The organism is Halolamina sp. (genome assembly GCF_036626355.1).
GTDB lineage: Archaea > Halobacteriota > Halobacteria > Halobacteriales > Haloferacaceae > Halolamina.
In genome coordinates, this window is sequence record NZ_JAZKRY010000006.1 from 24403 (window position 1) to 44897 (window position 20495).

A 20495-nucleotide genomic window follows, 5' to 3' on the forward strand; every position below is an offset into this window, starting at 1 on the left:
TCACACGACGGAACCGTTCCCGACACGCTTAACCACGAACCGGCGGAATCCACAGTTAATGAGCCAGACGCTCCAGGACCGCGAACTCGCGGCCGTCATCGGACTGGAGGTCCACGTCCAGTTGGAGACCGAGACGAAGATCTTCTGCAACTGTTCGACGACGGCCACCGAGAACGAGGAGCCTAACACCCGCACCTGCCCGGTCTGTCTCGGACTGCCCGGCGCGCTCCCGGTACTCAACGAGGCCGCCGTTGAGTCGGCGGTGAAGATCGGGAAGGCGCTCTCGGCGGATATCCCCGAGGAGACGACGTTCCACCGGAAGAACTACTTCTACCCCGATCTTCCGAAGGGGTTCCAGCTCACCCAGTACGACGCCCCGATCTGTGCCGACGGGGAACTGGAACTCCGCGTCGAGGGCGAGCGCCGCAGTATCGGCATCCGGCGCGCACACCTGGAGGAGGACCCGGGCAGTCTCCAGCACGAGGGGGGCAACATCGACACCGCCGACTACACGCTGGTGAACTACAACCGCGCGGGCACGCCGCTGATGGAGATCGTCACCAGGCCCGACTTCCGCTCACCGGCCGAGACCCGGGCGTTCCTCGCCAAACTGGAGGAGGTGCTCGAGTATCTCGGCGTCTTCGACGCCACCCGTGACGGCAGCCTCCGCGTCGACGCCAACATCTCGATAGTCGCCGCCGCCGACGTTTCCGAGGGCGGGGAGATCAGCGAGGCGGTGCTCGAGAACGCCAACCGGACGGAGGTGAAGAACATCTCCAGCCACAGGGCCGCCGAGGATGCGCTGGCCTACGAGGTGACCCGGCAGCGCAACGCGGTCCAGCGTGGTCGTGCCGTCGAGCAGGAGACCCGTCACTGGGACGAGAGCCGCGGCGTCACCGTCTCGATGCGCTCGAAGGAGGCCGAGAAGGATTACCGCTACTTCCGCGAAGCCGACCTCCCGCCACTCCAGGTCGCCGACTGGAAAGAGCGCATCCCCATCCCCGAACTCCCCGACGCCCGCCGCGAGCGGTTCCAGGCCGAGTACGACCGGAGCGAGGAGGCGGCCTCGAAGCTCACCTCCCGGAAAGCCGTCGCCGACCTCTACGAGGAGGTGGCCGAGGAGTTCGATCCCGGTCTCGCCGCGACGTGGGTCGCCGACAACCTGCTGGGCGAGCTCAACTACCGCGACATGACCGTCGCCGACATCACAGCCCGCCTCGACGAGTTCGAGGAGCTGGTCCGGCTCGTCGCCGAGGACGAGGTGACCACGAAGAACGCCGAGGAGGTCATCCTCCGGCAGATGCTCGACGACGGCGAGTCGCCACACGAGGTCATCGAGGCCGAAGGGTTGGGGAAAGCCTCCGGCGGCGAAGTCGAGCAGGCCGTGACCGAGGCCATCGAGGAGAACCCCGAGGCCGTCGAAGATTACCACGCCGGTGAGGGCGGTGCGCTCAACTTCCTGGTCGGTCAGGTGATGGCCAAGACCGGCGGCTCCGCCGACCCCGGAACGGTGAACCAGCTCCTTCGTGAGGAGCTGGCGTCCTGACCGATCATGCACAGTAGTAATTTTTCGGAGACTGCCGTATTACCGCGCTACGACAAGGTTTATTCGGAAATCACACCGAGCGTGAGGTATGGGAGACCGTGACGATCACCGCTTTGCAACTCGGGCTGTCTCGTGGGGCGAGGATCCGGCGAGTTCGGAGGTCGGCGACGTGGTCTCGCCGATCCACCTGAGCTCGACGTACGCCGTTCCCGGCATCGACGAGGAGTTCAAACTCGACGAGGCCGACCCCGACGCCGGCGAATTCCTCTATGGCCGGCTTTCGAACCCGACGCGCCACGCCGCCGAGAAGCGGCTGGCGGCGCTGGAGGACGGCGCCCACGGGCTCGCATTCGCCTCGGGCACCGCCGCCATCTCGACGCTGTTTTTCGCGACGCTGACACCGGGTGACCACGTCGTCGCCTTCGACGACCTCTACGCCGGCACCCGGCGGATGCTCGAAACGCTATTCCGCGACCGATTAACCGTCGACGTGTCGTTCGTCGACGCCACCGACGCCGGAAACGTCGCCGACGCGATGCGACGCGAGACGGCGCTGGTGTACATGGAGACGCCGACGAATCCGCTGTTGCGGTGCTGTGACCTCGCTGCCATCGCCGATGTCGCCGACGCGGGCGACGCGCTGCTGGCTGTCGACAACACCTTCCCCTCGCCGTTTCTCCAGAGACCGCTGGAGTTGGGTGCGGATATCGTTGCCCACAGCACGACGAAGTATCTCAACGGCCACTCCGACTCCATCGGCGGTGCGCTCGTGCTGGACGACGACGACCTCGCGGCGGAGTGTTACCACCTACAGCGCGTGCTACTGGGGAACACAATGGCACCGTTCGACGCCTACCTCACCCTCCGCGGGATGAAGACGCTCCCGATGCGGATGCGCCAGCACGAGGCCAACGCCCGCGAGATCGCGAGGTTCCTCGACGAGCACCCGAAGGTCGAAACGGTCCACTACCCCGGGCTGGAGAGCCACCCCCAGCACGAGCTCGCGAGCCAGCAGATGGCGGGCTACGGCGGGATGCTCTCCTTCGAGCTCGACGGCGACATGGACGACGCCGCGGCGTTTCTCGAGGCGCTCACGACGTTCACGCTCGCGGTGTCGCTCGGCGGCGTCGAGTCCCTCGTGGAGCTGCCCGCCGGGATGACCCACGAGCCCATTCCGAAAGCGGAACGCGAGAAGCTGGGCATTACGGACACGCTCGTCCGGATGTCCGTCGGCGTCGAGGCCGTCGAGGATCTGCTGGCAGATCTGGAGCGCGGGTTCGCGGCGATGGGCGAGTTCGCCGAGCACCGGCCGTCGGCCGACGACTGAGCCGGCTCAGCCGGCCCGCGAAGAGCGCCTTTCCGCCTGAACGCCGTCGCTCGTCGTCGTTCCCGATTTCGCCGGAGCGCAGGCCGTATCGAGTCGTCGACCGCCTCGGTGAGCACGCTGTTGGCCGTGACCGAAACGGCGTCTGCGAACGCCGGGGCGGCCGCTCGGGGGCAGGCGGCGAACGGTATCGGCCTCGTAGTGGCCGGCAGCCCGGGAGCGTTCGTCGACGTTGCCGAGGCTCGGGACCGTACTTCGGGCTCCGGACCGGCCGAGAACGGCTGCTCTCTGGTGAGGATCGGTCCCGGGGTCAGTCCTCGGCTACCGCAGAGGCCGCTTCCTCCGTTTGGCCCCGGTCGAGCACACCCTTCTGCCACCGGCCCAGCCTGAACCAGGCGGCACCGATGACGAACGTGATGACGCCCGAGAACGCCATCGCCCACCAGAGCCCGTTGGCATCCCAGGCCCAGTAGTAGGCCAGCAGCCACGCCACAGGGATGCGGAACAGCCAGCGCGAGGCCAACGAGAGCGCCATCGCCTGCTTGGTCTGGCCGGCGCCACGGAAGCCGCCCTGGAGCACCATCAGCCCGCCCATGAACGCCCAGAACGGCGCGATGATGCGCAGCAGCTCCACCCCGGCCTGGATGACGGCAGCGTCGTCGACGAAGATATCGATCGCCACGGCGGGGAAAACAAAGGCGAGCGCGCCCGCGGCGAAAAGGAACACCATCGTCGCACCGGTCGCCTTCCACGCCACCTCCTCGGCGCGCTCGGGCGTGTCGGCGCCGAGGTTCTGGCCCACACCGGTGGCCGTCGCCTGCCCCACAGCGCCGGAGACAGTCCAGGAGACGGACATCAGCCGGATGCCGATTCCGTATGCTGCGGTGGCGACGGGGCCGAACCGAGCGACCAGCGCGGCGAAGAAGACGGCGGCGAACGAACGCGCGAGGCCGTCAGCCGTGCCGGGGACGCCGATACGGACCAGCTTGGTCAGCACCTCCGGGTCGGGTTTGAGGTCCGCTATGTGGAGTTTGACCCCCCAACTGCCGTCGAGCAGGACGTAGAACCCGACGAGCGCGACGAGCACGCGGGAGATGAGCGTCGCGATCCCTGCACCGCGGACCCCCATCACCGGGAACGGCCCCCAGCCGAGGATGAGGAACGGGTCGAGCAGTACGTTGATGCCCGCCGAGACGACGACAAGCCACATCGCCGTGCGCACGTCGCCCGCCGCGCGCAGCACCGCGCGGAACGCGAAAAAGAGGAACGTGAAGGGAATCGCCGCCAGAATCGGCTCGAGATAATCCAACGAGTAATCGAACACCTGCCCCTGTGCGCCGATGAGCGTCACGAGCGGGTAGCGAACGAGATACCCGATGGCGGCGAGCGCGAGACCGACAGCCACCGTCAGCAACACCGTCTGGGCGACGGCGTGGTCGGCTTTGCGATCCTCGCCGGCGCCGACGTACTGGGAAACCAGTGCGACTGCGGCGGCGGTGATTCCCATCGCCACCGAGACGAACATCCAGCCGGTGGGGAACATCAGCGAGACGGCGGCGACCGCCTCGGCGTTCACCCGACCGACCCAGAACATGTCTGCGAGATTGTACATCGTCTGGACGATGTTCCCGAGGACGAGCGGCCACGCTAGCGAGAACAGCTTCGGCGTCACCGCTCCCGTGGTCATATCCACGCGCGAGTCGCTTCCGCTCACATCTCAGAGGAAGATACCTTTCCGGATAAACCCCGCCGTTGCGGTCGGGTTGTGGGGGTTCTTGGCCGTTCGTCCTGCGGTCGCGGTGGCGCGAACCAGGAGCACCCTGGGGAGGGACCAGCGCGGGGACGAGGGAGCGCGAGGGACCGAATCGGCTGGAGATGTGTGGGCGGTGCGGTCGGATGGCGGTGCTGTGCAATTGTCCACGCTTCGAGACGCCGTTGCTGTTGCCGATACGCGACGAGAACGAGAACACTGTCGTAGGGGTGGCATAGACAGAAGCGTTCCCGAAGTTGCTGCTCCGACACCAGCCGGCAACCAGTCCGCCAAAATTCCATACCGGCACAGCCGGCCCGGGCCTGAATCCTTTTCCCCGAACCGGAACACCACCTGACCATGAGCCACGGAGTCGAACGCTACCTCAGTATCGACAGCACCGACACGCCGACGTTCACCCCCGACGGTAACCTGGCGTTCCTCGCGGACACGACCGGCACGCCGCAGGTGTATCGTCTCGACGCCGCAGGCGAGTGGCCCGAACGCCTCACCGCCCACTCCGAACGGGTGTCGTTCGTCGACGGCTCGCCCAGCCACGACGAACTCGTGTTCGGGATGGACGAGGGGAGCAACGAACGCGACCAGCTCTATCGCTACGACCTGGACACCGGCGAGGAGCTGCCGCTGACCGAAGAGCCCGATGCCAAACATCTCTGGGGCGGCTGGGGGCCCGAGGGCGAGCAGTTCGCCTTCGCCGCCAACCGCCGGCAGACCGACACGTTCGACGTGTACGTCCAGGACCGCGACGCCGAGGAAGCAGACCTGCTCTGGGAAGGCCCCGGCGGCTTCGTCGGCGTCGCCGCCTGGCACCCCGACGGCGATGCGCTGGTGCTCCAGGAGTCGAACTCCAGTGCCGACCAAGTGCTCTACCGTCTGGATATCGACTCTGGCGAGATCGAGCAGGCCACCGACCCGGACGAGGAGGCCCGCTACGGCCACGTCAGCTACGGACCCAACGGTGGGCTCTACGCCGTCACGGACTACACCGAAGAAACGGCGTACGTCGGCCGCATCGAGAACGGCTCGGTCGAGCGTATCGAGGCGGGGCCCGAGGAGTGGAACGTCGACTCGCTCGTCCTCGACGACGACACGGGCCGGGTCGGGTACACAGTGAACGTCGACGGCTACACCGAGGCCACGGTCGGCACACTACGCGAGGGAGACATCGTCGACACCGCAGCGGTCGACCTGCCGGATGGCGTCGTCGCCGACGTCGAACTCGGGCCGGACGCGGAGCGCCTGGCCGTCACGTTCAGCGCCGACGACCACCCCTACTCCATCTACGTCGCCGACGTGACCTCGGGTGAAACTGAGCGCTGGACCACGCCCGGCACGCTCGGCATCCCCGAGGACCGGTTCCTGCAGTCGGAGACCATCCGCTACGAGACGTTCGACGGACGGGAGATTCCGGCGTACTGGACGCTCCCCGCGGGGGTCGAGCCGGATGACGACGAGCAGGTGCCGGTGATGGTCGACATTCACGGCGGCCCCGAACACCAGCGCCGCCCGTGGTTCTACCCGACCAAGCAGTACTTCCTGAACCAGGGCTACGCCGTGCTGGAGCCGAACGTCCGGGGCTCCTCGGGCTACGGGAAGGCGTACACCCATCTCGACGACAAGGAAAAGCGCCTCGACTCGGTGAAAGACATCAACTACGCAACCGAGTGGCTGGCGGACCAGCCGGCCGCCGACACCGACCGATTGGTCGTCTATGGACGCTCCTACGGCGGCTTCATGGTACTCTCGGCGATCACGGAGTACCCCGATCTCTGGGCCGCCGCGATCGATTTCGTCGGCATTGCCGACTTCGAGACGTTCCTCGAGAACACCGGGGAGTGGCGGCGTGAGCACCGCGCCGCCGAGTACGGCAGCCTGGATACCCCGGAGCTGCTGGAGCGCATCTCGCCGATCCACAACGTCGAGAAGATCCAATGCCCGCTGTTCATCCAGCACGGCGCGAACGACCCGCGGGTGCCCGTGAGCGAGGCCGAACAGATCGCCGAGGCCGTCGAGAAGCGCGGAATCCCGGTCGAGACCTGCATCTTCGAGGACGAGGGGCACCACACGACCGACCGCGACAACCTCATCGAGGAGTTCGAGCGCATCTCGACGTTCCTCGACGAGCACGTCTGATAGTGATTACTGCGAATAATGTCATCGACGGTGTCGAACGCCGCCGGTTCAAGGGCTCCCATCACCGACACGGATGGTCACGGCGGGACAGACTCGCAGTAATCACTACGAAGCCGTGGCGCTCTCGGAGACGACGAAGCGCGCCGCGCTGCTGCTCGCCCTGCTGTTCGTCGCCGCGATGGTGGCCGGCTACGTCGCGCTGGCGGCCTACACCGCGCTCACCGGCGGCGCGCTCCCCTCGCTACGCTTCGTCGGCGGGGGAATCGCGGTGTTCAGCCTGCTCCTGCTGATTGGGGTGCGCATCTACCGCCGGTTCTGAGTGCTCACCCGCAGATTATCGTGCGTTCTCGAGGGTCCAGAGCTGGCCATGTCGCCGTCCACTAGCGGCTCACCATCGAAGCCGCCGGCGACCGACCAACTGCCGAACGACGACGCCAACCCAGCAGTTCGACCTGCTCTTTCGGGAGCATCGAAAGTTGACCGTCCCTGGGGGCGCCGACGCCGGCGTCACAGCGCGAGCTTACCAGCCCGCCTCGATATCCTCAGTGAGCGCCTCCAGAATGTCGTCAGTGGCCTCCTCGACGACGTCGCCCATGAACTCGGGGTCGGAGTTGGTCGGGTCCCCCAGCCCGCCCTGTTCGGTTAGCTCGTCGAAGTAGGCGTAGGAACGGGTCTCGGGGTACTCCTTGGTTGTCTGCGGTTCCTTCTTCTCCTGCTTGACCAGGTCGGGACGGAAATGCTCGATGACGCTCGTCTCGTGGTCACCGGCATGGCCCCAGTCGTCGCCGAACTCGTCCTCCAGCCGGTCGCGGGCGAAATCCGTCCAGTTGATGATGTGGGTTGCGACGCCGTGGTCCCGGACGATGCGGTCGGCAGCCAGACTCAGCGGGTCCAGGTTGCCGCCGTGGCAGTTGACGATGACCAGCCGGTCGACGCCGTGCCGGGAGAGGCTCCCGGCGATGTCGACGACGACGTCCTGGTAGGTATCCGGCGAGAGCGTGACCGTGCCCCCGAAGTTCATGTGGTGCTCGGACTCGCCGTACGGGAGCGTCGGAAGCCGGACGAACTGCATCCCGTGGTCGCCGGCGGCGTCGACGAGTTTCTCGGTCAGATGCTCGGCGCGCAGCGTGTCGACGGAGAGGGGGAGGTGGATCGAGTGCTGTTCGACGCTGCCGGTACCGAGTAAGGCGGCGTCGGCGTCCGCGAATGCGTCCTCGGCGTCCTCCCAGCTCATCGTCATCAGGTCGGCATCGGTCTCGGGCATGCCCATGGCTGTGGTGGGTTCGGGCATAGAGCTACGGGAAGCGGAAGCTATCGGCCCAGCGGCTACTCGACGACGAGGTCCGCCACCATTCCCAGCCCCTCGTGGGGCACGCAGACGTAGTGGTACTCGCCGGTTACCTCGAAGGTGTGTTCGTGCGTGTGGCCGGAGTGATAGATGGCGGAGCCCTCCGTCCCCTGCCAGTCGGCGGCGTCGGGCTGTTCGTCAACCCTGATGTTGTGGTTGGCCGAGCGCCAGTCCCACTGGACGCGGGTGCCGGCCTCGATGGTGAGCGGCTCGTCGGTACCGGGTGAGAAGACGTTCCTCGCGTTCGGGCCGACGATGACCACCGGACCGTCGAACTCGTTCTTCTCGGTATCGCCGCCGAGACAGCCCGCTGTCGAGAGCGCTGCGAGCGCGGCGCCGCTTTTCCGCAGCAGCGAGCGCCGAGTAGGGGGGGTCGTCCGGGTCATAGGGAAGGACGACGACGCGCGGGCAACTGTGTTCCGGATTCCGACGGGCCCACGTGGGTTGTGCGCGTGCTCGGACGCCCGCACAGGCAGGCGCAGGCCCGCGCTGGCAGGCGAATTCGGGGAGCGCGAACCGCGAAACTTTTAGGCCGGGGAGCGGCGTAGCTCCGATACCGAATGGAACTCATCGTCACCGAGAAAGACAACGCGGCCCGTCGCATCGCCGATATCCTCAGCGACGGCACCGCCGACGCCGAGCGGGTCAATGGCGTCAACGTCTACGGCTGGGGAGGCACGCGGGTCATCGGGCTCTCCGGCCACGTCGTCGGCGTCGACTTCCCGCCGGAGTACGACGACTGGCGGGACGTCGAGCCCCACGAGCTCATCGACGCCCCGATCGACACCCAGCCCACCCAGGAGGGCATCGTCGCGGCGCTGCGCCGGCTGGCCCGCGACGCCGACCGCGTGGTCATCGCCACGGACTACGACCGCGAGGGCGAACTCATCGGGAAGGAGGCGTTCGACCTCATCCGCGAGGTCGACGAACACGTCCCGGTCGACCGCGCGCGGTTCTCCTCGATCACGGACCGGGAGGTGATCGAGGCGTTCGAGAACCCCGGCTCGATCGACTTCGACCTCGCGGCTGCCGGCGAGGCGCGCCAGACCATCGATCTGGTCTGGGGCGCGGCGCTGACCCGCTTCCTCTCGCTCTCTGCGGGCCAGCTCGGCGAGGATTTCATCTCCGTTGGCCGGGTGCAGGGGCCGACGCTAAAGCTGCTGGTCGACCGCGAGCGGGAGATCCAGGCGTTCGACCCGGAGGACTACTGGGAGCTGTTCGCGACCCTCACCGGTGACGAGGGGGCGTTCGAAGCGCAGTACTTCTACCTCGACGAGGAGGGCAACGAGGCCCGGCGCGTCTGGGACGGGGCCGCCGCCGAGGCAACCGACGAGTCGCTCGCGGCTGCGGAGGACGCGACTGTGGAAGAAGTGAACCGCCGGACGCGGAGCGACGAGCCACCGGCGCCGTTCAACACCACGCAGTTCATTCGCGCGGCGAGCGGGCTCGGCTACTCCGCCCAGCGCGCGATGAGTATCGCCGAGGAGCTCTACACCGCCGGCTACATCACCTACCCGCGGACCGACAACACGGTCTACCCGGAGGACTTAGAGCCCGAGGAGCTGCTCGAATCGTTCCGAAAGACGTTCTTCGGCGAATCCGTCGAGGAACTGCTCGACCAGGACGAGATCGAGCCCACCGAGGGCGACGAGGAGACGACCGACCACCCGCCGATCCATCCGACCGGCGAGATGCCGACGGACCTGGACGACGACGAGTGGGAGGTGTTCGAACTCGTCGTCCGGCGGTTCTTCGCGACGTGTGCGCCCGCGGCAACGTGGGAGCACCTGCGCGTTGTCGCCGGCATCGCGGGCGAGTCGCCGCTCCCCTCGGGCGGCGGGCGCGGACTCTCGCTCAAGGCTAACGGCAAACGGCTGCTCTCTGCGGGCTACCACTCCGTCTACCCCTACTCCTCCGCGGACGAGACGATCGTGCCTGACGTAGAGACCGGCGACGAACTCGCGGTGAGCGAGAGCCACCTCGACGCCAAGGAGACCCAGCCGCCGCGGCGCTACGGCCAGTCGCGGCTCATCGAGACGATGGAGTCCATGGGGGTGGGAACAAAATCTACCCGCCATAATACCATCGAGAAGCTCTACGACCGCAACTACGTCGAGAGCGACCCGCCACGGCCCACGCAGTTGGCCCACGCGGTCGTCGAGGCCGCCGAGGAGTTCGCGGACCTCATCGTCAGCGAGCAGATGACCGCACAGTTGGAGGAGGATATGCGGGCCATCGCCGACGGCGAGAAGGGGTTCGACGAGGTGACCGAGGAGTCCCGCGAGCTCCTCGGCCGGGTGTTCGAGGACCTCACCGACTCCCGGGAGGAGGTCGGCGACCACCTCCGGAACTCAATGAAGGCCGACAAGATCCTCGGCCCCTGCCCGGAGTGTGGCGAGGACCTGCTGGTGCGGAAATCCCGCTACGGCAGCTACTTCGTCGGCTGTGACGGCTACCCCGATTGTGAGTACACGCTGCCGCTGCCCTCGACGGGGAAGCCGCTCATCCTGGACGAGGAGTGCCAAGAGCACGGCCTCAATCACGTGAAGATGCTCGCCGGGCGGAAAACGTTCGTCCACGGCTGCCCGCTCTGCAAGGCCGAGGAGGCCGACGCTGAGGAGGACCGGATTATCGGTGAGTGTCCGGAGTGCAATGAGGAAGAGGGGGGCGAGCTGGCGGTCAAACAGCTCCGCTCTGGCTCCCGGCTCGTGGGTTGTACGCGCTACCCCGACTGTGACTACTCGCTGCCGCTCCCCCGCCGCGGCGAGATCGAGGTGACCGACGAGCTCTGTGACGAGCACGACCTGCCGCATCTGGTGGTCCACAGCGGCGACGACGACGAGCCCTGGCAGCTCGGCTGTCCAATCTGTAACTACCGGGAGTTCCAGGCCCGCGATGTCGGGTCGGAGCTGGAAACCGTCGAGGGGATTGGGGAGAAGACGGCCGAGAAACTAGAGAGTGTGGGTATCGAGGACATCGAGGGGCTGAAGCAGGCCGACCCCGAGGAGCTTGCAGCGGGTGTGGATGGTGTCGGTGCCGGGACGGTTCGGGACTGGCAGGCGAAAGCGGACTGAGACGCGGTTTTTTTTGCGGTCGGAGGAGCCGGTCAGGGGAAAACTGTGGAAATCATGCGTACACTACCTCACCAGTCAAATCACGATCACCGTTCCGTTCCAGCGCGGCGTGAATTCGCCGCACGAGCGTCCCCACGTCGCGACGGTCCTGCGCGATGAAGACGACACCAGCGTGGTCGTCCCCGAACTCACCACTCTCGACGAGCCGGAGAAAATCGTCGTCGAACGTCAGAATCGTCCATTCTCGGTCTGCCGCGTAGTGGAGGTGTTCCCGGTCAGTGTAGCCGAGTGTCCCTTCCTCGTTCGCATTCGTCACGTCCCAGCCGCGCCGGCGAAGTCCGTCGACCACCGGCTGCCAGACGTTCTCGTCGGCGTAGATCACGCCGGCGTCCCGTCATCGCCGCCGGTCGCTGGCGTCGTTTCGAACTCCTCGGGATGGCCGTAGAAGTACGCGATAGCGGTGTGGATATCCTCTAGTGTCAGCGCCGGGTAGAAATCGGCGATCTCGTCGGGTGAGTAGCCGTTGTACTCGTAGGCGCCAGCGACGTTCGCGACCCGGATGCCTGTGTCGCCGATGGTCGGCGCCCCATCGCTGTGTTCGGTGTCGTGCACGATTTCGGTCATACGTGGCCTTTGGGCGTTCTGGTCCTTAAGCCTCGGCTCACAGTACGTTTTCGAGCACGCGTCGGAGGTTCCCTTCCACTTCGGAGGCCTGGAGAATCCGGATGGACTCCTGATCGTCCAGATCGGCCGTCTCCTCGCCCTCGATGTCCTGGATCACGAGGACACCGTTCCAGCCCGTGCCGAACGGCGTACCGTCTTCGAACACCAGGTCCCCGTCCTGCCGGAGAAAGGCGAGGTACTCCAGCGTCTCCTTGATCCCCGAGCGAACGGTGTCGTAGCTGGTCGAGTTCTTCACCTCCGTCACCAGATACTGTCGCTCCTCCTCGCTCCGGACCTCCAGAACGATGACGTCAGGTCTGCCGGTCGAGAGCCGGAGTTCGCGGTCCTGGAAGTAGGACTCGGCGACCGATTGCGCCTCGCGCTGGACGAGGCCGGCCCGGGAAAGCTCCGCTTGCGGGCGCTCGAACTCCTCCGGGACGAAGGAGAGTCCACGTTCCCGCGCCGAGTTGTCGTGGTAGAGCACGACCTCTTGGTCGCCTCGCTCCATCCGCGCGACCTCCTGCGAGCCGGATTCGATGGTCTGGAGCCGGAAGCGCTGGTCACTGAGTTCCTCGACCGTCGAGACGTAGCGGAACAGCACGTAGAGTTCCAGCAGCGTCTCCTCGTCGTCTGGCGTGATCGCCGTCTCCCGGAGTAGGTCCGCGATAGCCTCCTCGTCTGCAGCCAAGTTGCGTCGGTACGTCTCGAGCAGCTCCGCCGCCTCGCGGTAGAGTTCGCTCCGTGACGACGCCGCCCGCTGGAGCATTCTGTCTGTCGGCTCGTACTCCGCTGGATTCCGAATCCGCGTGACGTGGACGTTCCGCTCGAAGATGCTCCGTAGCTGGTCGACCAGTTCGAGCTTCTCCTGCCAGCGCTCGGTCACCCAGTCGTAGCCGCGCTCGAACAGCTCCGCACAGTCCGCGAGCGTCCGGTGAATCAGCGCGAGGAGTCGTTTCAACACGACGTTCTGGTCGGTGTCGTAGTTCTCCGACCGGCTCTCATAGACGAACACCGAGCGGTCGTTCGGGTTCCGGGAGTAGCGCTGTTTGACCGTCTTCGGCCAGTTGATCCGGCCATCGACCTGTCCACGAGACCTGTTTGCGACGTTCTCCGTCGCCGTCTCGATGCTGCGAAGTCGCCGCGGGAGCCGCTCGACGAACTCGACCACGTCGGGGCGGAGCACGAAGTGGAGCCGAATCAGGCTCTCGTAATCCTCGAATCGCCCGTCGATTCCCTCGGGCTCCAGTTCCTCGACGACGTGTTGTTCGGGGAAGGAGCCGTGCATCACGTACGCGAGGATATCCTGTGAGAGCCCCTCGACCAGCTGCTCGCGCTTCATCGCTGTCCAGAGAGGCGAACCTGCAGCATATCGCGGGCCAAGCTAACCAGCCGATCCCGGTCGAGACACTCCAGCTCAGCGAGTTCCGAGACGATTGCCTCACGACGTGCAACGCCCTCCAACTGCGGGAAGATGTAGTCCGTCACCGCGCGAGTGAGTGCCGCGTCACTGGGGAGTCTGGAGCCGTCGACGTGGCCGAGCATATCTTTCACCACTGCGGGGCCGAGCTTCCGGCCGTCGATGGTGCTGTTGGTGATCCGCCAGATGCGACCGAGGTCTTCGAGCAGGTCGTCGTCGGCCTCGATACCCCACACCTCGGCGTATCGCCGAGTCAGCGCGGCTTCCTCACCCTCCGGGATAGTGGGCGCGTCGACGTGGACGAACGCGAACCGACGCATGAACGCGTAGGACATCTCGTAGAGCGCAGTCTTGTCGTAGCTGTTCATCGTCGCGAACAGTCGCCACGAGGTCGGCATGACGTACTGGTGGGGCTCCAGCGTTCCTTCGAACTCGCCAGCGGGGTGAATCTCGATCTCCGTCCCATCACGCGTGAACGGAAGCTGTACCCCGTGCCCGGAGAGCAGCGTGAACAGCTGGCCGAACGATTTATCGATATCCGCCCGGTTGATCTCGTCGATAACCAGTGGTTCGTTCTGCTGGACCCCGTCGCGCTTGAACCGCCTGAGCACCTGTCCCGGGTTGAACGCCAGGTCGCCGTCGCCGTTCTCCTCGGGCATGTAGCCGCCGACGGTTTCGAAGGTGGACCAGTCGGCGGTCGCCGTCGTCATCTCGGAACCGGAGTAGATGTCGCCGTGACTGTCGACGAGATACTGGGAGACTCGTCGGGCGATTTCGGTCTTCCCAGTTCCGGGCGGCCCGGTGAAGACGACGTGTTTGTCGGCGTTGAGCGCCGAGTTAACCTGGTCGAGGATCTCCGTAGCCTGGTCCCCCGGGAAATACAGGTCTGAGAGCACCGGCTCCGGAACTCGGACTTCTGGACTGGTCCGGATATCCACCTCCGGCGTCGGTTCATCGCTGCCCTCCGAGTCGCCGTAGATGAACTCCTCGACGGACCCCCACCGCCCGCGTATCCCGCCGATACCCATCTCGTTCAGCGGGCTGAACCCCATCGTGTGGGTCATGTTGTAACCGGCCAGATCGTGAATCTCCGCGGAATCGACGCCCAACTCGACAGGTTCGTCGAGGTAGATGATGCAGATCCAGGGAGATCCCTCCTCGTGGTTGGGCCAGATCTCCCTGCCAAGCGCCTCGTTGCGCTCGGTACCGAGCACTTCCGCGCCGTACTCGTAGGCTCCGTCGCGGTAGAAGATGAGGAAATCGCCCTCCTCGACGTGTTTCCACGACCCTTCGACAGATTCCTTCGTTCCCCAGAGTCGGGTCCTCTCACCGGTCAACTCTCGCTCAGTGTCGGTATCGATAGTGTCCACGTCAACGCCTTCCAGAACCGTCCGCTCGAAGTTCTCCTGTGCCGCCTGATTGCCAAACGGTGCCCGGTAGATCTCCGGCCCGCCGTATCCCATTGCCCACACGTTCCCCGTGGTGGGTACAAAAACCCACACGCCGACGGACCCCGGAATTGAGGTACGATCGGGCGAGGAGAACCGGCGATGCATCTGCGACGGCACGACTGGGCGGAGTGTCCGACCTGTGGCTCCCGGCTCTGGTACGGGCTGAAGGCCGAGGCCACAGGGTGGACCGTCTACTACGAATGTGACGATTGTTGCTTCGATAAGCGGGTTGGTTGGGTCGCGATGGCCGACGTCGAAAGCCGTGACGACGCCGCGAACCGTGCCAGAGAGATGGGAGCAAAGCTGTAAGTCCGAAACCGACTCAACGAGAACTCGTCGAGACGCCCCGGAACGGTTCGCGCCCTTTTTACCCCCGGACCGACCACTCAGACCCCATGACCGGTCCGTGGACTGAGTGGGACCACGTGCTCAAGGTGGACCCCGATAAGGAGCTACTGGCGGGCGAGACGTTCGACGACGTCGCCGCGACGGGCACGGACGCACTCGAGATCGGCGGCACGCGCGGAATGACCGCCGAGAAGATGGCGGCGGTCGTCAGCGCCTGCGCCGCCCACGATATTCCCATCTATCAGGAGCCGTCCAACCCTGCCGTCGTCATCGAGCACGACGCCCTCGACGGCTATCTGGTGCCCACCGTACTCAACGCAGGCGACCCGTTCTGGATCACCGGCGCCCACAAGGAGTGGGCTCGCATCGACGGCGAGCTCGACTGGGAGCGCACGCGTACGGAGGCGTACATCGTGCTCAACCCGGCGGCCTCCGTCGCCGAGTACACCGATGCCGACTGCGACCTGGCCGCCGACGACGTGGCCGCCTACGCCCGCGTCGCCGAGCACATGTTCGGCCAGGAGATCGTCTACGTGGAGTACTCCGGCACCTACGGGGATATCGAGACGGTCGCCGCCGCCAACAAGGCGCTGGACGACGCCACCCTGTTCTACGGCGGCGGCATCCACGATTACGAGAGTGCCCGCGAGATGGGCAGCCACGCCGACGTTATCGTCGTCGGCGACCTGCTCCACGACGAGGGCTGCGAGGCCGTGCGGGAGACCGTCGAGGGCGCGAAGGACGCCAACTGAGCGCGCCAGGTGGGAGGCCACCCGGACCGATGTTCGACGTGACCATCACCCACACCACCGAGGAGTGCATCAGCCGGCAGGCTCCCCGCTCGCCCCGGAAACGGGGCGTTTAAAGACGGCGCGAGCGAACCGCCAGCCATGCAGGACCGAACCTACGCGGCAGACGTGGACGCTGGCGAGTCGGCCACCGTGGCCGGCTGGGTCCACGAGATCCGCGACCTCGGCGGCATCGCCTTCCTCATCCTCCGGGACCGCTCGGGCAAACTCCAGATCAAGCTGGAGAAAGACGAGATGGACGAGGAACTGGTCGACACCGGGCTGGGCGTCCACCGCGAGTCAGTCGTCTCCGTCTCCGGCGACGTGAAGGAGGAGCCCCGCGCCCCGACCGGCTTCGAACTCGTCCCCGAGGAGATGGAAGTCATCTCCGAGGCCGACCCGGAGCTCCCGCTCGACCCCTCCGGCAAGGTCGACGCCGAGCTGCCGACCCGGCTGGACAACCGGACGCTCGACCTCCGCAAGCCCGAGGTCAAGGCCGTCTTCGAGATCCGCGCCGAGGTGCTGCGGGCCGTGCGCGAGGAGTTCCGCTCGATGGACTGTACGGAGATCAACACGCCGAAGATCGTCGCCACGGGGACCGAGGGCGGCACCGAGCTGTTCCCCATCACCTACTTCGGCCAGGAGGCGTTCATGAACCAGAGCCCGCAACTGTTCAAGCAGCTGCTGGCCGGCTCCGGCCTCGAGCGCGTCTTCGAGATCGGCCCGATCTTCCGCGCCGAGGAGCACAACACGCCCCGGCACCTGAACGAGGCGACATCCATCGACTTCGAGGCGGCCTTCGCCGACCAGCACGAGGCGATGGACGCCGCCGAGGACATCATCCGCGCGGCCTACGGCGCCGTCGGCGAGAACTGCACGGAGCAACTCGACGCCCTCGGCTTCGAGGAAGAAGAGTTCGGCGTGCCCGAGGGTGAGTTCCCCCGGCTCACCTACGAGGAGGCCATCGAGCGCGTCAACGCGACGGGCGTACTCGACACGCAGCTCGTGTTCGGCGACGACCTCAGCACCGAGGCCGAGCGCGCCCTCGGCGACGACGTGGGCACGTTCTACTTCATCACGGGCTGGCCAAGCCACGTGAAGCCGTTCTACATCATGGACCAGGAGGACGACGACAGTCTCTCGACCGGGTTCGACATGATGCACCCGCGGATGGAGCTCGTCTCCGGCGGCCAGCGTGAACACCGCTACGAGGAGCTTGTCGAGGGGTTCGAGCAGCAGGGCCTCGATCCCGAGCAGTTCGACTACTACACGAAGATGTTCAAATACGGCATGCCGCCCCACGCCGGCTGGGGGATGGGCGCCGAGCGGGTCGTGATGACGATGCTCGGCCTCGAGAACATCCGAGAGGCCGTCGTCTTCCCGCGAGACAGACAGCGACTCTCGCCCTGAGAGGCGCCCGCGGCGAGCGGGAGCCAGAGGAACGAGCGGAGCAAGTTCCTCGCGTTCCCGTAAGCGAACGCTCATGCTGAACCGTCCCTCGGTTTTTCCACGCTTGGTCCGCCACGGAGCGACGGATAGCCCCCTCCATCGATTCTCGCCGAGAGCCTTCGATCAGACCTGGCCCACAGAACGGCTGGTTCAGGTCTTTGGATGTGTTTAAGGGGTATTAGGGGCGCGCTTACAACTCTGGAAATTCGGATTATGCGTGTGATGATACCCCACGCACCAAACGACGCCGCGGACGAGAAGCTCTACGAATGCGGGTCGTGTCTCAGCAGAACAGCCGCGAGTAGCCGTCCGACCGCCTGCCCCGAATGCGACGGCTCGCTCCGCAACATCGCCGTCCCGCGCGAGTGACCACGAGGATGCGCACCCACGGAGTGGCCGGATGGACGAACTGAACACACAACAGAGCGACGCCTAGCCGTCGGGGACGGAGCAGACGATCCTGCTCCCCGTCGGCAGAAGCGACCTGAGCCGTCTCGACAGTCTCGCAACGGTGGTCGAGGGCGGACACAGAGCGTCGACTGAGGTCCGCGTCCTGCGGGTTCTCTCGCCGTCGTCGGTCGACACGGGAGCCGAGGGTATCGGGGCCAACGGCTCCAGCGGCGGGGCAGCGACAGCGGTGGCCGGTCGCTCAAAAGCGGTCCGGGCGATAACCGACCAGTTGTCGGTGGGGATGACCCTCACCGTCGACGGGCGGGTGAGCGAGTTCGTCGGCGAGACCATCGTCGCCGTCGCCGACGAGGTAAACGCCGACCACCTCGTCATCGGAAGACCCAAACGCACGCCGGCGGGGAAAGTCGTGTTCGGCAGGACCGCCCAGCACGTCCTGTTGAACGCGCCCTGCCGGTGACGTTCACGCGTGACGGCGAGGGCTGGGGGACCTTATACGTCCTAAAACACCTTTGCGGGTATCCTTTTCAAGGAGATTACCCAGCGTGAGGTATGTCGGCTCAGGAGAGGTTCGTCGAGAAGTCGTACGCCTACATCACCCGGAACGAGGAGGAACTGCTCGTCTTCCGCGGCCCCGACCACGAGGGCTTTCAGATTCCGAAGGGGACGGTCGAACCCGCCGAGGATGCCCGTGACGCCGCGATACGCGAGGCCGTCGAGGAGACGGGGGTGGCGACGTTCGGCGAGTTCGAGCACCTGACGACGGACGTGTGGACTCGTCGCGACCAGCCACCGGAGCGGTACGTCCGCCACTTCTTCCACGCGAACGTCTACGAGCCACGGGACGAGTGGACCCACGTCGTTTCGGGACGGGGCGAGGAGTCCGGCACCGAGTTCGAGTTCTCCTGGGTCCCGGTCCCGCCGATGGCGGAGTTCGCGCTCGAAGCCGACGAGTACGTCGGCCTCGTCGACTGCGGCGACGCGTAACTGTCGGTCGGAAAAGGGAGCGGCGAAGGGAACCGCGGCTCAGACGGCGTCGACGCCGCTCTCCCCGGTCCTGACCTGGACCGCCTCGGCCACCGGCAGGACGAACACCTTCCCATCCCCGGGTTCGCCCGTGTGTGCGGCGTCCCGAAGCGCCTCGACGACGTCCTCGGCGGGCACGTCGGCGACGACGCACTCGATTTTTACCTTCTCGTGCAGATCCACGGTGTACTTCTCGCCCCGCCACTGGCTGGTCTTGGGCGGTTGGCTCCCGCGTCCGCTGACGTTGGTGACCGTCAGGGAGGACGCGCCGACCGCCGACAGCGCCTTCTTCGCGTCGGTCAGCCTGTCGGGGTGGATGACGGCGACGATCATCTCGATGTCGCTGTCGGTGTAGCTTCCCATCGTTACTCACCCCCCGAATCCGAGGTGACGTCGCCGCCGTCGGTCGCCACGGGAGTCCCGCGTTCCTCGGACCGGCTTCCGGTCTCCACGAACTCGGGGTAGGCCGTGACGCCGTGCTCCGAACGGTCGAGCCCCAGCGACTCCTCCTCGTCGCTCACGCGAAGGCCGACCGTCGCGGCGGCGAGTTTGAACACGAGGAACGTGGTCACCACGGTCCAGGTGCCGATGACGAGGATGCCGAGCGCCTGCATCGCCAACTGCACCGCCGAGAAGCCGGCAACGGCGAAGGCGGGAATGAGGAACGTCCCGATAGCGCCCGCGCTCCCGTGGACCGCAAAGACGCCGCAGACGTCGTCGACGTTGAGTTCCTCGACGACCCAGCGGTAGACCAGCGGGGTTTGGATGCCACCGATGAGGCCGAGCGCCAGCCCACCGAACCACGTGACGTGCGGGACAGCGCCCGTGACGGCAACGAGACCCGCCAGCAACCCGTTCGCGGTGAACAGCGGGTCGGGGCTCCCGTCGGTGTAGGCCGTCATCAGCGCGGCACCGTTGAACGCGAGTGCGCCGTCCTCGACGGCGAGCACCGTCGCCTGCGTCCCGACGTTGAACCCGTACCAGCCGAACGCGAGGATGAACGTCCCGAGCACGACGAAGGTGATGGAGTGGCCCGGAATCGGTTGACTCCCGCCGTCGTCGTCGAACCGGCCCTTCCGCGGCCCGACGACCCACGCGCCCACGAGGCCGGCCAGACCGCCGAGCATGTGGACCACCGTCGCGCCCGCGAAGTCCTGATAGCCGACCCCGACCCCGTCGCCGTCAGCGTCCCGGCGATGCCGGCGATGCCGAGACCGACGACGAAGTAGACGATGACGCCAATCCCCCAGTCCATCAGGTTCTTCATCAGCACGTTCGCGACGTTCTTGGCCCGCACCTGCCCGGCCTCCAGCAGTGCGAACCCCGGCTGCATGAAGAAGATGAGGAAGGAGACGGTGAGCACCCAGACGGTGTTGATGCCGCTGGCGAGGGCGCTCAGGTCAACCATCCAGTCCACCCCCGACCGGGACTGCACGGTCGCTCTCGAGCCACGCGCCGGGGCTCTCGCGGTCGTGCACCACGACTGTCTCGTCACCGAGTTCCAGCGTCCCGTACCGGTCGTCAATGGGCGACGGCCCCGGCCGCGTGGCCGCGTCGTCCCCCGAGTCGGTGTGCTCGACTGGCGATGCGTCGGTCGACGTATCGGGTGCGTCGTTGTCCGAGTTCATGCGTCACCTTCGACCGGCCTGTGGTCGCGGCCTTCGGCCCAATCGTCGCCGCTATTCGAGGGGGAAGGTGTTTCAGTTATCATCGATTTTAGTACAGTTTGTTATGAAATACGCCGAACTA

Annotated in this window: 20 protein-coding genes and 1 pseudogene; 11 read left to right on the forward strand and 10 right to left on the reverse strand. The window is 66.2% G+C overall.

The features are described from left to right. Window positions 1-58: 58 nt before the first annotated feature. Both gatB and V5A38_RS01780 read left to right on the forward strand, forming a co-directional pair. Window positions 59-1546 (forward strand): Asp-tRNA(Asn)/Glu-tRNA(Gln) amidotransferase subunit GatB, encoded by a 1488-nt coding sequence (gatB, locus tag V5A38_RS01775; RefSeq protein ID WP_332324029.1) that lies wholly within the window; start codon window positions 59-61, stop codon window positions 1544-1546. Window positions 1547-1634: 88 nt separating this feature from the next. Further along, window positions 1635-2873: a PLP-dependent aspartate aminotransferase family protein gene (locus V5A38_RS01780; protein ID WP_332324030.1), complete on the forward strand. Its 1239-nt coding sequence runs from the start codon at window positions 1635-1637 to the stop codon at window positions 2871-2873. A gap of 307 nt (window positions 2874-3180) precedes the next feature. Here the strand turns inward: V5A38_RS01780 and V5A38_RS01785 are convergent, their stop codons facing one another. After that, window positions 3181-4584 carry an MATE family efflux transporter gene (locus tag V5A38_RS01785; RefSeq protein ID WP_332324031.1) on the reverse strand — a complete coding sequence of 468 codons (1404 nt, stop codon included), beginning with the start codon at window positions 4582-4584 and terminating at the stop codon, window positions 3181-3183. A gap of 396 nt (window positions 4585-4980) precedes the next feature. Between V5A38_RS01785 and V5A38_RS01790 the strand changes: the two genes are divergently transcribed. Then, the gene (locus tag V5A38_RS01790; RefSeq protein ID WP_332324032.1) at window positions 4981-6774 is read left to right on the forward strand and encodes a S9 family peptidase; all 1794 of its coding nucleotides are present in this window, start codon (window positions 4981-4983) and stop codon (window positions 6772-6774) included. A 73-nt stretch (window positions 6775-6847) separates the two neighbouring features. Continuing rightward, window positions 6848-7093, forward strand: coding sequence for a hypothetical protein (locus V5A38_RS01795; RefSeq protein WP_332324033.1), 246 nt, complete (start codon window positions 6848-6850; stop codon window positions 7091-7093). A 201-nt stretch (window positions 7094-7294) separates the two neighbouring features. On the opposite strand, the gene V5A38_RS01800 is transcribed toward V5A38_RS01795, so the two are convergent. Both V5A38_RS01800 and V5A38_RS01805 read right to left on the reverse strand, forming a co-directional pair. Beyond that, entirely contained in the window at window positions 7295-8038 is a 744-nt protein-coding gene (locus tag V5A38_RS01800) for a creatininase family protein (RefSeq protein WP_332324034.1), read from the reverse strand. A 62-nt stretch (window positions 8039-8100) separates the two neighbouring features. After that, the gene (locus V5A38_RS01805; protein ID WP_332324035.1) at window positions 8101-8508 is read right to left on the reverse strand and encodes a plastocyanin/azurin family copper-binding protein; all 408 of its coding nucleotides are present in this window, start codon (window positions 8506-8508) and stop codon (window positions 8101-8103) included. Between the two features lie 174 nt (window positions 8509-8682). On the opposite strand from V5A38_RS01805, the gene V5A38_RS01810 reads away from it, so the two are divergent. Beyond that, window positions 8683-11196, forward strand: a complete 2514-nt coding sequence (locus V5A38_RS01810) for a DNA topoisomerase I (RefSeq protein ID WP_332324036.1) — start codon at window positions 8683-8685, stop codon at window positions 11194-11196. A gap of 52 nt (window positions 11197-11248) precedes the next feature. Here V5A38_RS01810 and V5A38_RS01815 read toward each other — a convergent pair whose 3' ends face one another. The 4 genes from V5A38_RS01815 to V5A38_RS01830 are packed head-to-tail and all read right to left on the reverse strand — an operon-like array spanning window position 11249 to window position 14739. Next, window positions 11249-11578 (reverse strand): DUF5615 family PIN-like protein, encoded by a 330-nt coding sequence (locus V5A38_RS01815; protein ID WP_332324037.1) that lies wholly within the window; start codon window positions 11576-11578, stop codon window positions 11249-11251. Continuing rightward, the gene (locus V5A38_RS01820) at window positions 11575-11820 is read right to left on the reverse strand and encodes a DUF433 domain-containing protein (protein WP_332324038.1); all 246 of its coding nucleotides are present in this window, start codon (window positions 11818-11820) and stop codon (window positions 11575-11577) included. Before V5A38_RS01820 ends, V5A38_RS01815 begins: the two co-directional genes overlap by 4 nt. 37 nt (window positions 11821-11857) lie before the next feature. Continuing rightward, window positions 11858-13198 carry a hypothetical protein gene (locus tag V5A38_RS01825; RefSeq protein ID WP_332324039.1) on the reverse strand — a complete coding sequence of 447 codons (1341 nt, stop codon included), beginning with the start codon at window positions 13196-13198 and terminating at the stop codon, window positions 11858-11860. Next, the gene (locus V5A38_RS01830) at window positions 13195-14739 is read right to left on the reverse strand and encodes a MoxR family ATPase (protein ID WP_332324040.1); all 1545 of its coding nucleotides are present in this window, start codon (window positions 14737-14739) and stop codon (window positions 13195-13197) included. Before V5A38_RS01830 ends, V5A38_RS01825 begins: the two co-directional genes overlap by 4 nt. Window positions 14740-14826: 87 nt before the next feature. On the opposite strand from V5A38_RS01830, the gene V5A38_RS01835 reads away from it, so the two are divergent. The 6 genes from V5A38_RS01835 to V5A38_RS01860 all read left to right on the forward strand — a co-directional run bounded on the left by V5A38_RS01835 (window position 14827) and on the right by V5A38_RS01860 (window position 18707). After that, window positions 14827-15036 (forward strand): hypothetical protein, encoded by a 210-nt coding sequence (locus V5A38_RS01835; RefSeq protein ID WP_332324041.1) that lies wholly within the window; start codon window positions 14827-14829, stop codon window positions 15034-15036. 86 nt (window positions 15037-15122) lie between these two features. Continuing rightward, window positions 15123-15827, forward strand: coding sequence for a phosphoglycerol geranylgeranyltransferase (locus V5A38_RS01840; protein ID WP_332324042.1), 705 nt, complete (start codon window positions 15123-15125; stop codon window positions 15825-15827). A 138-nt stretch (window positions 15828-15965) separates the two neighbouring features. Further along, on the forward strand, window positions 15966-17273 hold the full coding sequence (gene aspS / locus V5A38_RS01845; protein ID WP_332324043.1) for an aspartate--tRNA(Asn) ligase: 1308 nt from the start codon (window positions 15966-15968) through the stop codon (window positions 17271-17273). Between the two features lie 261 nt (window positions 17274-17534). Beyond that, window positions 17535-17681: a rubrerythrin-like domain-containing protein gene (locus V5A38_RS01850; RefSeq protein WP_332324055.1), complete on the forward strand. Its 147-nt coding sequence runs from the start codon at window positions 17535-17537 to the stop codon at window positions 17679-17681. 91 nt (window positions 17682-17772) lie between these two features. After that, on the forward strand, window positions 17773-18180 hold the full coding sequence (locus tag V5A38_RS01855) for a universal stress protein (protein WP_332324056.1): 408 nt from the start codon (window positions 17773-17775) through the stop codon (window positions 18178-18180). Between the two features lie 92 nt (window positions 18181-18272). Further along, window positions 18273-18707 carry an NUDIX domain-containing protein gene (locus V5A38_RS01860; RefSeq protein ID WP_332324044.1) on the forward strand — a complete coding sequence of 145 codons (435 nt, stop codon included), beginning with the start codon at window positions 18273-18275 and terminating at the stop codon, window positions 18705-18707. A gap of 39 nt (window positions 18708-18746) precedes the next feature. On the opposite strand, the gene V5A38_RS01865 is transcribed toward V5A38_RS01860, so the two are convergent. The 3 genes and pseudogenes from V5A38_RS01865 to V5A38_RS01875 all read right to left on the reverse strand — a co-directional run bounded on the left by V5A38_RS01865 (window position 18747) and on the right by V5A38_RS01875 (window position 20374). Further along, window positions 18747-19109 (reverse strand): P-II family nitrogen regulator, encoded by a 363-nt coding sequence (locus V5A38_RS01865; RefSeq protein WP_332324045.1) that lies wholly within the window; start codon window positions 19107-19109, stop codon window positions 18747-18749. Between the two features lie 2 nt (window positions 19110-19111). Further along, window positions 19112-20154, reverse strand: a pseudogene (locus V5A38_RS01870) (ammonium transporter). Then, window positions 20147-20374: a hypothetical protein gene (locus V5A38_RS01875; RefSeq protein WP_332324046.1), complete on the reverse strand. Its 228-nt coding sequence runs from the start codon at window positions 20372-20374 to the stop codon at window positions 20147-20149. Before V5A38_RS01875 ends, V5A38_RS01870 begins: the two are co-directional and overlap by 8 nt. Window positions 20375-20495 lie beyond the last annotated feature (121 nt).

Bases quoted from the DNA above. Each gene is read 5' to 3' on its own strand.
- V5A38_RS01830 (WP_332324040.1), bottom strand. From the start codon at position 14,739: ATGGGATACGGCGGGCCGGAGATCTACCGGGCACCGTTTGGCAATCAG.
- V5A38_RS01780 (WP_332324030.1), top strand. From the start codon at position 1,635: ATGGGAGACCGTGACGATCACCGCTTTGCAACTCGGGCTGTCTCGTGG.
- V5A38_RS01875 (WP_332324046.1), bottom strand. From the start codon at position 20,374: ATGAACTCGGACAACGACGCACCCGATACGTCGACCGACGCATCGCCA.
- V5A38_RS01850 (WP_332324055.1), top strand. From the start codon at position 17,535: ATGATACCCCACGCACCAAACGACGCCGCGGACGAGAAGCTCTACGAA.
- V5A38_RS01800 (WP_332324034.1), bottom strand. From the start codon at position 8,038: ATGCCCGAGACCGATGCCGACCTGATGACGATGAGCTGGGAGGACGCC.
- V5A38_RS01865 (WP_332324045.1), bottom strand. From the start codon at position 19,109: ATGGGAAGCTACACCGACAGCGACATCGAGATGATCGTCGCCGTCATC.
- aspS (WP_332324043.1), top strand. From the start codon at position 15,966: ATGCAGGACCGAACCTACGCGGCAGACGTGGACGCTGGCGAGTCGGCC.
- gatB (WP_332324029.1), top strand. From the start codon at position 59: ATGAGCCAGACGCTCCAGGACCGCGAACTCGCGGCCGTCATCGGACTG.
- V5A38_RS01795 (WP_332324033.1), top strand. From the start codon at position 6,848: ATGGTCACGGCGGGACAGACTCGCAGTAATCACTACGAAGCCGTGGCG.
- V5A38_RS01835 (WP_332324041.1), top strand. From the start codon at position 14,827: ATGCATCTGCGACGGCACGACTGGGCGGAGTGTCCGACCTGTGGCTCC.
- V5A38_RS01860 (WP_332324044.1), top strand. From the start codon at position 18,273: ATGTCGGCTCAGGAGAGGTTCGTCGAGAAGTCGTACGCCTACATCACC.
- V5A38_RS01825 (WP_332324039.1), bottom strand. From the start codon at position 13,198: ATGAAGCGCGAGCAGCTGGTCGAGGGGCTCTCACAGGATATCCTCGCG.
- V5A38_RS01805 (WP_332324035.1), bottom strand. From the start codon at position 8,508: ATGACCCGGACGACCCCCCCTACTCGGCGCTCGCTGCTGCGGAAAAGC.
- V5A38_RS01790 (WP_332324032.1), top strand. From the start codon at position 4,981: ATGAGCCACGGAGTCGAACGCTACCTCAGTATCGACAGCACCGACACG.
- V5A38_RS01810 (WP_332324036.1), top strand. From the start codon at position 8,683: ATGGAACTCATCGTCACCGAGAAAGACAACGCGGCCCGTCGCATCGCC.
- V5A38_RS01820 (WP_332324038.1), bottom strand. From the start codon at position 11,820: ATGACCGAAATCGTGCACGACACCGAACACAGCGATGGGGCGCCGACC.
- V5A38_RS01840 (WP_332324042.1), top strand. From the start codon at position 15,123: ATGACCGGTCCGTGGACTGAGTGGGACCACGTGCTCAAGGTGGACCCC.